This window comes from Streptomyces sp. NPDC048462, assembly GCF_043200175.1.
Classification (GTDB): domain Bacteria; phylum Actinomycetota; class Actinomycetes; order Streptomycetales; family Streptomycetaceae; genus Streptomyces.
Window position 1 is genome coordinate 22,222 of the sequence record NZ_JBICXG010000003.1, and the last position, 12,910, is coordinate 35,131.

Below are 12,910 nucleotides of genomic sequence, written 5' to 3' on the forward strand. Positions count from 1 at the left end.
GGGGCCGGGTGCGGTCAGGAGGGGCGGCGGACGAGTTCGACACCGATCAGTTCCAGCCGGACGGACCCGTCCGCGTCGATGAGCGCCGCGTCGCAGCGCGCCCCCGTGTCGTGCGCCTTCCGGCCCCGCACCACACACCGCACGGTGCCGTCGACCGGGCCGCGCCGGTGCACCCGGCACTCGGCGACGGCCATCGGCAGCGTCGCCGCTCCGAGCACCTCCTCGCCCCAGAGCAGGGCGAGTTGCAGCGCGCCGTCCACGGCGGCCGGATCGAGCGGCCAGTGCTCACCGGCCCAGTCCAGGGCGCGCAGACCCGCGACGGTCGCCTCGGCGCCGTGCTCCGAGACGCCGCGCACCGAGCGCAGTACCTGGAACCGGGGACCGTGGAAGAGCACCTTCCCGTCGTACGACTCGGCCCGGGAGAGCGGCTTCAGGCCCTCCGGGGTGTCCCAGCCGGCAGCGTCGGGCTCCCCGTCCCCGGCGTCCAGGACCGCCCGGAAGTGCGCCTGGCCGTCCTCGCCCAGCAGCTCCGCCTCCAGCTCCGGGAACGCACCGGGTGCGCCCCGGCTGCCGAGCAGGGTGATCCGGTGTCCCTCGCCCGGAAGTCCGGGCAGGGAGTACGTCCGGTAGACCCGCAGATCGCGCAGAACCAGCTGCCCGGCATCCGGCAGCCAGGCCGTGGCCGCGGCCGCGAACCAGTTCAGGACCAGGGCGACGGGCAGCACGGGAACACCGGCGGGCGCGTGGTCGGCCAGCTGCGGAAGGGTGTCGGAGGGGACGAGCAACTGTGCCCGCCTCGGTTCACCCGCCGGGGACAGCGCGGCCGGGCCGTCCCCGGCGGTCAGCACGACGCGGGCCTCACCGGCGGCGCCGTCCAGCTCGGCGGTGAAGGCCGAGGCGCCCTGGTCCAGGGCGATGAGCGGCACTCCGGAGCGGCCGAAGTGCGCGGCCAGCGCCGGGGTGACCATGCCGCCCTGCCAGGGGCCCCAGGCCACGCACCGCACCAGACACCCGGGACGGCGGGCCTGCTCGGCCGACGCGACCTGATGGAGGACCTCGTTGGCCATCGCGTAGTCGCTCTGCCCCGGATTGCCGAACACGGCGGCCACCGAGGAGAAGAGGCAGATCGTGTCCAGCGGGTCGTCCGCCGTCGCCGCCAGCAACGCCCGCAGACTGTCCACCTTGGTGGACATCACCGACTCGGCCTGTTCGTCGGTCTTGTCGGCGATCCGCCGGTCGGCCAGGACCCCCGCGCCGTGCACGATCCCGGTGACCGGCCCCCACGTCTCGCGTACGTCGCGCAGGGCGGCGGCGAGGGCGTCACCGTCACGGGCGTCCACCCGGATGTACCGGACGGGCGACCCTGCGGCCTCCAGCCCCGCCACGGTCGCCCGCACCTCGCGCGCGGCCAGGATCTCCCGGGCCCGCTCCACGATCCGGGCGGGCGAGATGTCCGCCGTGTCCGGGGTGGAGCGTTCAGCCAGCAGCCGGGTGAGGGCCGGTTCGTCGGTCGCCGTCGCCAGTCCGGCGGGTTCGGCGGCCGGTTCGGTCCTGCCGAGCAGCACGATCCGCGGACGGTGGGTCCTGGCCAGGTCGAGCAGTGCGGCCGCGGTCACCCCGCGCGCCCCTCCGGTGGCCACGATCACCGAATCGGAGGAGATCCTCGGTGCGCCGCCGGGCGTCACCCGCCCGGGTACCAGCCGCAGAAGGCTACGGGTGCCGTCCGCCCGCAGGCCCGCCTCCGGGTCGGCGCCGCCCTCGAACAGCTCCCGCACGATCGCCGCGGCGACCTCCTCGTCGTCCCGGCCGCCCCGTTGGCAGTCGATGACCTTGACCGAGGCGTCCGGCCACTCCTTCGCCGCCGTCCGGGCCAGCCCCGCGACCCCGCCCAGCCACGCACGGCCGGGTTCGCCGCCGCCGAGCCCGAAGTCGCCCCCGGTGTCCTGGACGGTCACGAACAGCCCGCCGCCCCCGGCCGTCCGTGCGGCCGACACCGCACGCGCCGCCCGCAGCGCCGACCGGTGGACCTCCCGCGCGCCGTCCGGCGTGGTGTCCGCCGTGAGCGCGCCGAGATGGATGACTCCGTACGCCTGCGCGGGCACCTCCGCCGCGGCGGTGGCGTCCACGCCCCGTTCCGTCAGCTTCCGCGCGACGAGGCCGGCCATCGCGGACCCGCCCGTGCCGCCGCCGGTCACCACGACGGGACCGTCCAGCAGCCCGGCCGTGGCCAGCCCGGACGGCGGCGAATCCACTGTCAGGGGCACCAGCCTCGTCAGCGGCGTCCGCTCGCCCGATCCGGTGCGGGGGGCGGGCAGCGCGGATGCCCCGGCAGCGGCTTCGGTGGTTGCGGTGTCCGTGCTGTTCGTGCTGATGTCAGTGACTGCGGTGATTCCGGGCGGCCCTGGGGGCTCGGTGGCCTCCGGTGCCGTGGGCCCGGAGGGCGGGGCTCCGTCGGTGAGCGCGTCGACGATCTCGCGCAGCGTACGGAGCTTGCCGAGCCGGCTGATGTCCCCCGCGCCGACGTCGGGCACCTCGCGGCGCATGACGGAGAGGATCTCGACGCGCTTGATGGAGTCGACGCCCAGATCCGCCTCCAGCTCCATGTCCATGTTGAGCATGGCGGTGGGGTAGCCGGTGAGCCGCGCCACCACGGACAGCAGCAGCTCCTCCAGCTCCGAGGGCGACAGCGGCGTCGCGCCCTCGTCCGGAGCGGGGGCGGCGGGCGGTGCGGAGGCGGGCGCCGCTGCCTGAACAACCCCCACGGCCTGAGCCGAAGGAACCGAAGGAACCGAAGGAACCGAAGGGGCCGGCGAAGCCACGGATGCCGGTACGGGTACGGGTCGTGGTGACGAGGAGCGGGGGAGCGGCAGCGGCGCCGGGGGGACGGGCACGTCCAGGTCTCCGCCGGTGCGCGTGTCCGAGGCCGTGTCCGCGCGCAGGTCAGCGGCCCCACCCGGGTGCGGTACGCCGAGCATCGCGGCCAGGGTCGTCTCGGTCATCCGCAGGAAGGCGATATGGCTGTCCGTCAGCATGCGCTGGCAGGCCGCGTGGGCCTGCGCCGTCTGCCGCTGGACGCTCTCGACGGCGGCGTACCAGCTGCCGTCGGCGCCGCCCCCGGCCCAGGAGTCCTGTGGAGCACCGGCCTCCGACGCCGGTCCGGGCTCGGGCTGCCACGGCGTGGGTGCGGCCGGGACCTGCGACGGCTGCGGGGCGTGGGCCGGAGAGGGGACGTACGCGGGCATGGGGGCCGCCGGGGTGTCGGACGCGGATACGTGTACGGGGGCGGGCCCGGGCCCGCGTCCGGGATCGTCCGCCGGAGCGGGCGGCGGTCCGGCGGACGCGGCGCCGGCTGGAGGGAACTGACCGCAGTTGGCTCCGCTGATCTTCACGGTCATTCGGGGCTCGTGCTCCTTCGCTGGGCTCTCGTGGGCGTACGGCGCCCAGAGGGTGTCGAGATCGAGTGGGACGCCGCGTACGGCGAGTTCGCCGAGCGCGGTGTGCAGGGTGTCGGCGCCGGACCGGGCCGGCCGGTCCAGCGCAACGGCCGCGTGTTCGCGGTCGCCGAGGATCTGTCCGACCAGGCCGGTCAGCGCGGCGCCGGCGCCGACCTCGACGAAGGTCCGCACGCCCGCCGCGTACATGGCCTCGATCTGGTCCTGGAAGAGCACCGGGGAGGCGACATGGCCGGCGATCCGGTCGCGCACCTCGTCGGGCGATGACGGGTAGGACGCCGCGTCCGCGTTTCCGTAGACCTCGATCCGGGGCCCCGTGAGAGGCACCGTGCGCAGATACCCGGCGAGCGGCTCGACGGCCGGCCGGACGAGCGGGCTGTGGAAGGCGGTCGAAGTCGCCAGCCGGCGGGTTCCGGTCCCGTCGGCCGACAGCGCCTCCTCGGCCCGCGCGATCGCCTCCGACGTCCCCGAAAGAACGACTTGGCGAGGGGAGTTGTGGTTGGCCGGCCAGATGTCACCGAACCCGCCGCCGGCCAGTACCCCGGCCACGTGCGAACGGTCCGCCGCCACCGCCAGCATCCCGCCCGGGGTGACCGCCGCGTCGCGCATCAGCTCACCGCGGCGCCGGGCCAGATCCACCAGCGAGCCGGCGTCCATGACACCCGCGCAGTGCAGCGCCACCAGCTCGCCGAAGCTGTGACCGGCCACGCAGTCCGGCCGCAGCCCCAGCTCCCGCACCACCTCCAGAAGCGCGAGGGCGTGCACGGCCAGCGCGGGCTGCGCCCACTCGGTGGCATCCAGCAGGGCCCGCCGGGCCGCCCGCTCACCGTCGGTGAAGGCAGGCGGCGGGAACACGGCCCGGTGCAGGGGCAGTCCGTCGAAGCGGGTGCCGCCGAGGCGGTCCCAGACGGCCTGCGCGCTCGGCGCCAGCATCGCGAGACCGGCTCCCATCCCGACGTACTGGGACCCCTGTCCCGGGAACAGGAAGCCGATGCGGCCGGGTCCGGCGTCCCCGCACGCGTACCGGACACCGGCGGGCGTCGAGAACGCGGCGCCGGGCTGCCGCCGGATCAGCGCGACCGCCTGCGCGTGCTTCTCCCGCAGGTCCTCGACATCCGTGGCGACGACGGCCAGCCGCATCCGGGCGGCGGACGAGAAGGAGCTGTGGCTCTCCCTGGCCGACGCGGCCGGCGGACGGTCCTCGTCGGCACTCGGCGCCACGAGGTCCGACAGGGAGTCGCCGCTGAACAGGAAGAGCTCGCTCGGGGCGGAGCGGTGGCGCAGAGCCGTCCGGCCCCCGGCGCCCCGGGGCGCGTACTCCTCCAGCGTGACGTGGAAGTTGCTGCCGCCGAACCCGAAGCTCGACACCGACGCCCGGCGCGGATGCCCGGCGGGCCGGACCCACGGACGGGTCTCGGTGTTGACGTAGAACGGGCCGTCCGCAGCGGCGGCCGCCGGGTTCGGCCGGTCGACCTTCACGGTCGGCGGCAGCACCTTGTGGTGCAGGGCCATGACGGCCTTGAGCAGTCCCGCCGCGCCTGCGGCGCACTTGGTGTGGCCGATCTGCGACTTGACCGATCCGATGGCGCACCACTGGCCGTCCGCACGGCCCGACGCGCCGAACACCTCACTGAGAGCGGCCAGTTCGGCGGTGTCGCCGGCCTTCGTGCCGGTCCCGTGCGCCTCCACCAGCTCCACGGTCTCCGGCCCGTAGCCCGCCTGCTCATAGGCCCGTCGCAACGCCCGTGCCTGGCCCTCGGGGAGCGGGGCGTAGATCGCCGTGCTCCTGCCGTCGGACGACGTGCCGATGCCCCGGATCACCGCGTGGATCCGGTCGCCGTCCCGTTCCGCGTCGGACAGCCGCTTCAACGCGTACATGACGACGGCTTCGCCCAGCATGGTGCCGTCGGCCTCGGCCGAGAACGGCCGGCAGTCACCGCTCGGGGACAGTGCGGGTGTCTTGGAGAAGCACAGGAACATGCCGATGTCGTTCCCGGTGTCCACGCCTCCGCTGATCACCAGGTCGGCCCGCCCGAGGGACAGCTCGGCCACCGACGTGGACAGGGCCGCCAGGGAACTGGCACAGGCGGCGTCGGTGGTGTGGTTGATGCCATGCAGATCGAACCGGTTGGCGATCCGGCCGGCTACGACATTGCCCAGCAGCCCGGGGAAGGTGGATTCCCGCCACGGTGCGAAGCGGGACGAGATGCGGTCGCACACGGTCTGTGCCTCGGTCTCACCGAGTCCGCCCTCCCGCAGCGCCGCGAGCCACACCGGGCGCTGGGCGCGCCCGTACATGTGCGGAAGCAGTTCCAGCGCGGCGGCGCCGAGGACGACCCCGGTCCGGTCCCGGTCGACCCGGTCCAGACCGCCGGCGTCCTTCAGCACTTGGTCGGCGACCATCAGGGCGAGCAGCTGGGAGGTGTCCGTCGTCGGCAGATTGGCGGGGGGAACCCCGTAGGCCATCGGGTCGAAGTCCACCTCGGGGAGGAAGGCGCCCCGGCGGGCGTACGTCTTGTCGGGCGCGGCCGGGTCCGGGTCGTAGTGGTCCGCCACGCTCCAGCGCGAGGCGGGCACCTCGGTCATCAGGTCGCGGCCACCGGTCACGATCCGCCAGTAGCCGGCCGCGTCCGTCGCGCCGGGCGCGAGGGCCCCGACGCCGACCACTGCGACGGGGACCTGGCGGTGGGGTGCGGCGGGCACGTTCTCTCCTCCGGGTCGGGCTGTCCCTGCTGACGCCGCGTCGGCGCCGGCCCCGCTCACGCCAGCTCGCGCGGCGGGTAGCTGAACGCCTCGGCCGTCAAGGGCACTCCGTAGGTGCGCAGTTGATGGGCGCGGGTGAGTACCGCGGCCCCTTCGAGCAGGTTGAGCGCGATCTGCACCACGGACCGGTTCGCCGGCTCGGCCAGGAACGTCCCGGCCACCCACCGGTTGAACGCGCCCATCGCCGGACCGCACCAGATCTGGTAGTCGGCCCGCCGCGAGGCCTCACCGGTGATCGCCCACCGGCTGGAACTCCCCAGGTACCAGCGGAAGACCAGGGCCATGCGGTGCTTCGGGTCGGCCTGCGCACGGGCGATCTCCCCAGGATCGCGCTGCTCCCAGAACGCGCGCGTGCGCTGCCAGACCTCGTCGAACGGGGCACGCAGCACGTCGCGTTCGATCGGGGCCCGCAGCGCGGGCGGAATCTCCTCCAGCGAACCGTGGGCCCGGTAAGCGGCGTGGAGCCGGGCGGCCCGCTGGGCGAACATCGTGCCTCGGGCCAGGACCTGCAGCTTCACGCCCAGCTCGAACATGTCGGCCGCGGGGGCCATGGCCACATCGGCGATGTCGGCGTCGCAGAGCATCGCCTTGGCCTCGTCGGACAGGCCCGCCTCGATGGCCGTCTGGTTCACCGACCCGGTGACGACGTAGGACGCGCCGAGCGCGAACGCGGCGGCCACCGCGTCCGGTGTGCCGAGGCCGCCCGCCGCGCCCAGGCGGACCGGCCGGGGGTAGCCGAACCGGCGGCACAGCTCGTCGCGCAGGGCCGCGATCCTCGGCAGCAGGGCCTGCAGTGGCCGGTTGTCGGTGTGCCCGCCGCTGTCCGCCTCCACCGTGATGTCCTCGGCCACCGGCACCAGGGCCGCCAGATCGGCCTCCTGCCGGGTCAGCTTCCCCCGCGCGACGAGATGGTCAAGGAGCACGCGCGGGGCGGGGGAGAGGAACCGCTCGGCCACCTCGGGCCTGGAGACCTTGGCGAGCAGCCGTGTGCGCCGGACGACGGCGCCCGCCGCGTCCCGGCGCAGCCCGTGCGCGGAGCAGAGCACGACCGCCGGAGTCAGCTCCATGAACGCCGAGGCGGAGATCCGGGGGACTCCGGCGCCCACCAGCAACTCGGCCACGCGGAACTCGAGTTCCGGCTCGGCCGGGGAGTGGATGAGGTTGACGCCCCAGTTGTCGCGGGAGTCCAGCTCCCGCGCGAGCGCGTGCACGGACCGCTCCACCTCGGGGTAGGCCAGCCCACCCGCCCCGAAGAAGCCGAGCATCTCGGCGTGCGCCATCGCCGCGACCATCCGGGTGGTCGCGATGCCGTTCGCCATCTCGCCCGCGACATAGGGGAATCGGACGCCGTGCGCCTCGCAGAAGGTACGGCCGCCGAGCCACTCCGGGTACAGCGGCGGCAGCGTACCGAGCACCGTGCCGCCGGGTACCGGACCGGTCGCGAGCCCCAGCTCACGGCCGTCCGGCGAACTGACGACGTGGACCGGTCTGCGGATCTGCCGGGCACGGGCCGTGATCCCCTCGGGCGAGAAGACCGGCGGGGACGCGGCGGAGGCGTCGGGGAGGGCGAGGACGGACACGCAAGGGCTCCAACGGAAGAGGACGTCTGCTGGTCAGGCGTACCGGGCGGACGGAAGGACGGCCGGGGCGGGGCGAGGCGCCGGGGCGAGGGGCCTGCCTCTCGGGGCCAGACCGGACCAGAGGTAGTCGAGGCTCACCGGGGCCGACGCCGCCGTCGGCCCGAGCCGGGTCCTGACCCGGGTGTCGTCGAACCGCCGCCGGTGGGCGAGGTAGGCCGTCATGCCCGGATAGAAGTCCAGCAGGGCCTCCAGCGCCGACGGTGTCTCCGGCTTGGCGGCGACCAGGTCGATCGAGAGCGGGACCAGCCGCTCCAGCAACGTCACGACCGCCGGTACGGGCACATCGCGGTCGTGGACGACGTGGTAGGTGTCGACGCCGCCCGATGGCGTCAGCCCTGCCAGCCGCACCATGACCTCGGCCGCGTGATCGACCTGCAGCAGGTTCAGCCGGCCGTCCGGGTGCCCCACCGTCCGGACGAGGGGCCGGCCGCCCGGACCGGGCCCGTGCCCAGCGGGTTGTGCGGGCTGGGCGGCCTCTGCGGGCTCTCGGGGCGCCGAGGGCTCTGCGAGTTCTGCGGCACACCGGGCGTCCCGCAGGATCCGCTCGATGACCAGCAGCGGATGCGAGGGCAGTTCGGGGTGCGGCGGCAGATCGGTGACCAGGATGCTCGGCCGCAGGACCAGGGCCGGGCGGCCGTGCTTGCGGGACCACGCGTGTACCAGCAGCTCCGCCTCGTACTTGGACCGTTCGTAGGCGTTCTCGAAGCCGCAGGCATCCTCCAGCTCGTCCTCGTACGCCACTCCGTCCCGCCGGGACCCGGCGACGAACGCGGTGCTCACGTGGCGGAGCAGAGGTGTCCGGCGTCCGGCTGCCGCCAACTCCAGCACGTGACGCGTGCCTTCGACGTTGATGTGGCGCAGCTCGGGGAGATCACCCTCCAGATTGATGCTGCCCGCACTGTGCCAGATCGTGCCCAGACCGTCGGCCAGTTCCTGGAAGGCCCGTCCGGACAGCCCCAGGCGGTGCTGTGCGAGGTCGGTCTCCACCACGCGCAGCCGGCGCGGGAGTTCGGCGATGAACGCCTCGGGCGAGCCCGTCAGTTCGAAGTACCGGGTGATGCGGAGCAGGGCGTCGTCCGATCCGGCGTGGGCCAGGACCGTCACTGTCGGGTGTGTGCCGAGCAGGCGACGTAACAGGCGCAGTCCGAGAAATCCGGTGGCGCCGGTGAGGGCGACGTGCACGAGCGTGGCTCCAAGGGCGGTGAGAAGGGGCGGTCCCGCGACCGGGTGCGGAGGGGCAGGGGCACCGCCGTTACGGCGACCGGGTGCCGGCAGAGCGGGATGCCGCTGGCCGTCCTGCGAGGCGGGGTGCCACTGGCGGGCGCGTCGCACGGTGCGACCGGTCCGGTGTGCCCTGTCCGGACAGGGTTCCCCCGGGCTCGCCCCGGCCCGGTGACCTCCGGCGCACGGCACACAATGTCAGACGGTGGGCGGGCTGCCCGCCTCGATTCCCCCTGCTCACCCGAACGAAGTACGCCACACCGGGAACCGTGCGAGCCGTCCGATCCGGAGGGGTTTCACCGCCCTCCCGGCTGCCTCGTCGAATACGCCGACGGGACATGTGCGGAGCCGTACGGGCACGGTCCGAGACCCGTCCTCCTTTCGGGCGAACCTGCCGGTGAGGATCATGGATCGGCCGGGTGCCCCGGACGCGCGTGCCGGGGCAGCCGCGTCGTCGGCGGCTGCGGGTGGCGCGGTGCGGCAGGCCGGTCACGGCACGGGAACCGGGTCCCCGGATGCCTGCGTGCGGATACGGGCGACCGGCCCGGCGCCGGCCGGAACCGGGTTACCGGGGCGGATGGGGGGTTCGGACGCCGGAGGGAGCCGGCTCCGGACGGTGGTCATTCTGTTGTCATGCCGGTCCGGCCAGCTTTGTGCTGCGGGCGACGGCCGCAGGTGCGGCGGCCTCCTGCAGCCCGCCCGCTCGTGCACGCATGACCTGTTCTCTTCTGCCGCCGGTGCTGTCGCCCAGCTGTGGCCGAGCGGTCGCCCTGCCCTGACCTGATCTGTCGTGGCCTTCGGCCAGAATCGGAGCTCCGAAACCCCATGTCCGGTCTTGAACAGTCCACTGAGCCCACTGAATCCGCCGAGCCTGCTCAGCCCGAGCCGTCCGCCGCTTCTGCCCCGTTCGTTTCCCCACCCCGCCGCCATCCCACGCACTCGGTCGACCGTGCGTTCCTCAACCTGGGGCGCCGGCGGCCCGATGTCCGCTGGGACGGTGGCGGTGTCGCCTACCTCAGCGGGCCGCCCCCTGCCCTGGCGGACTTTCGAGCGTTTGTGGGCTTCCGTCTGGGCGGGCTGCCCCTGCACACGAGCAGGGCCGAGGGCGGCCGGCGGCCCCAGTGGCAGCCGGACGCGGCATTCGACATCGCCCGGCATGTGCACGAGGTGGCCGCCGATGGCCCCGCCGCCTGGGACGGTGCCCTGCACACCGCGCTCAACGCCCCGTTCGAGCCCGGAGCCCTGTGGGGGATGTGGCTGATCCACGGGCACGAACCGGACGCATACGCCGTCTGCTACCGCTTCCACCACGCCTGCCAGGACGGTTCCGCCGCCGCCATGACCTTCCGCGCCATCCTGGGCGAAGGGGAGCCCTCGGCGCGTCCGGTACCCGGCCGGAGCCACCGGGCCGCAGTGCCCCGGCGGGTGGGTGCGGCCGTCGGGCTCGCCATCAGGTTCGCGGCGGGCTCACTCGCCGTACGGGGACACCGCCCGGACGCCGTCTTCACCCCCTCCGGGGAGCGGCGGCTGGCGCGGGGGCGGGTTCCGGCCGACACCCTCCGCCGGATCGGCGCCGCGCGGGGCGGCTCGGCCCACGATGTGCATCTTGCCGCGCTCGCCGGGGCGTTGACCGTGTGGTCGGCCCGCTCAGGGATTGCTCTGCCCCGGGTGACGGCCCTGCTGCCCATCGACGCACGCCGCCCCGACGAGGACCAGACGTGGGGGAACCGCTGCTTCGCGGTGCCGATGGAGCTGCCGGTGGGGACCGCATCGAAGGATCCGGACGAGCCCGGCGCCGGTGACGTCTCACTGCGGCGACTGGACCATGTGATGGCGAGGACGCGGAAGTTGCGGGGCGAGGCATGGCGGCAGGCCATTCAGGACCTCGTCCGCTTCATGCCGGGCCGCCCCACCGAGTGGTACTTGCGACGCGTGCTCTCCCCACGCGTCACCAACGTCATGGCCACATCCATGCCACTGGCCGGGAAGGGGAGCCTGGGGGAGACGCAGGTGACGGGCACCGCCCTGTTGCCCCTGCTCGTGCCCGGACACCTTTTCGGCGTGGGACTGTCGTTCTTCGGCGACTGGGCAGAGGTGTCCGTCGTGGTCGACGGCGCCCTCCCGCTCGGGGAGTCGCTGCCGGAGCTGTGGGAGCGGGCCGTGCGTGAGCTGGAGGAGATCTCGACACTGGTCTGAGCGCCGCCGGGCACCTTGTGGGGTTCGCGGCAAAACGGGTCACCCGCCCTCCGCTACCGGGACGGGACCGGCAGCGGCCGGCGCGGACACGGGTGGGACGCCCCCGCGTGCTCGGCGTGCGCCCGCCCGGAGCTCCCGGCGAAGGGCCCGGTGGTAGGAGCGGACATCGATTTCGATGCCGTGGCGGTAGGTGGGTGCATAGGCCCTCCCGTGCTGCCGCGCCTCGCGGATGATCGCCCGCGTCATGTTCTGCGGTGACGGCAGGGCCATCGTTCCCGTGATCAGGCCGGCGACCCATTCCGCCTGTGGTTCGAGCAACTGGAACGCCTCACCCGCAGGCTGGGCGAGCCCCATGAAGTAGAGGCCCGGGAGCCGGGGCGGCACCGTGCGCAGATAGAGCTCCGTGCGGCCGCCCCGGGCCGCGAAGACACCGGGGTCCAGGAAGGGGAAGGAGATGGAGTACCCGGTGGCGTACACCACCGCGTCCACGGGCTCCTGACTGCCGTCCGTGAAGGTTGCCGTGCCCCGGCCGAACGAGCTGACGCCGGGCTTGGGAGTGACCGCGCCCCTGGCCAGCTGGACGAGGAGTTCGTCCGAGGTGGAGGGGTGGGCGGCGAGGGGCCCACGGACCGGTTCGGCCAGCCCGTACTGGGCCGGGGCACCGCGGGTCAGGCGCAGGAGAAGCGCCATCGCCGGGCCCTTGAGGAAGCGCGGGATGCGGGACAGCGGGCTCCACACCAGGTGGTCCGCCGGCCGGCCGAGCAGCATCTTGGGGAACACGTGCGTCGCCTCGCGTGCGGAGAGGAACGTCCGCGCCGCCGTCCGGGAGATCTCCGCCGCGATCTCGCACGCCGAGTTGCCCATGCCGATCACCAGGACCCGGCGGCCGGCGTACGCCTCCGGGGTGCGGTAGTCGTGCGAGTGGAGGGCGGACCCCTCGAACTCCTCGGCCCCCGGCACGGCGGGGTCGGGGAGGCGGGGGTTCCAGTGGTGCCCGTTGGCCACCACCACTTCGGTGTACCGCCGCGCCTCCACCTCAGCTGCCGTGTCCCCGCGGCGCCGGTGGGTGACCTCCCAGCCGCCGTCGGCCAGCGGCCGCACCGAGGTGACCTCCGTACCGAACGTGATGCGGCGGTGCAGGCCGAAGGCCGCGGAGTAGTCCTCCAGGTAGGCGAGGACCTTGCTGTGGTGCGGGAAGACCGGGTAGGTGTCCGGCATCGCCAGCGAGGAGAACGACATGCTCTCCTTCGAGATGTTCGTGTGCAGCGACGCGTACACCCCCGACATGCCGTTGTCGTTCCCGTACCGCCAGAGCCCGCCGATGCCCGAACCGGCCTCGAAGCAGTCGAACGGAACACCGCGCGAGGCGAGGACCTTGCTCGCGGCCAGACCGGAAGGGCCCGCTCCGATCACACACGTTCTCCGCATGGCTGACTGACCCTTCATCGGCACCGATCGCGTCACTCCGGAGCGGGTCACGCTAGCCACCCCGCCGCTTCGGGCACCGGTCTTCAGCGGTGGACCCGTCGCGCGGATGACACCTCGTGCACGGGGTTGACGGCGCGGAACAGGCGCTCTCCCGGCACCGTTTCCGCTGCTCGGCCCGCTCGTTGGGCACGGGCGGACCGGACGCGCCAC

At 73.8% G+C, this 12,910-nt stretch carries 5 protein-coding genes; 1 reads left to right on the forward strand and 4 read right to left on the reverse strand.

Annotated features, from left to right (window positions below; all coding sequences use genetic code 11):
* Window positions 1–14: 14 nt before the first annotated feature.
* From ACGFU6_RS06215 to ACGFU6_RS06225, 3 genes are read right to left on the reverse strand one after another with little or no spacing between them, the layout of a single operon-like run.
* Window positions 15–6,155 (reverse strand): SDR family NAD(P)-dependent oxidoreductase, encoded by a 6,141-nt coding sequence (locus tag ACGFU6_RS06215; protein WP_393608418.1) that lies wholly within the window; start codon window positions 6,153–6,155, stop codon window positions 15–17.
* Window positions 6,156–6,211: 56 nt separating this feature from the next.
* Window positions 6,212–7,795 carry a PfaD family polyunsaturated fatty acid/polyketide biosynthesis protein gene (locus ACGFU6_RS06220; RefSeq protein ID WP_393608420.1) on the reverse strand — a complete coding sequence of 528 codons (1,584 nt, stop codon included), beginning with the start codon at window positions 7,793–7,795 and terminating at the stop codon, window positions 6,212–6,214.
* 33 nt (window positions 7,796–7,828) lie between these two features.
* Window positions 7,829–9,037 carry an SDR family oxidoreductase gene (locus tag ACGFU6_RS06225; protein ID WP_393608421.1) on the reverse strand — a complete coding sequence of 403 codons (1,209 nt, stop codon included), beginning with the start codon at window positions 9,035–9,037 and terminating at the stop codon, window positions 7,829–7,831.
* A gap of 1,095 nt (window positions 9,038–10,132) precedes the next feature.
* Here ACGFU6_RS06225 and ACGFU6_RS06230 point away from each other — a divergent pair.
* The gene (locus tag ACGFU6_RS06230; protein ID WP_393608423.1) at window positions 10,133–11,272 is read left to right on the forward strand and encodes a wax ester/triacylglycerol synthase domain-containing protein; all 1,140 of its coding nucleotides are present in this window, start codon (window positions 10,133–10,135) and stop codon (window positions 11,270–11,272) included.
* Window positions 11,273–11,311: 39 nt separating this feature from the next.
* On the opposite strand, the gene ACGFU6_RS06235 is transcribed toward ACGFU6_RS06230, so the two are convergent.
* A complete protein-coding gene (locus ACGFU6_RS06235) occupies window positions 11,312–12,685 on the reverse strand; it encodes a flavin-containing monooxygenase (RefSeq protein ID WP_393608425.1) in 1,374 nt (457 codons plus the stop codon).
* Window positions 12,686–12,910: the final 225 nt, after the last annotated feature.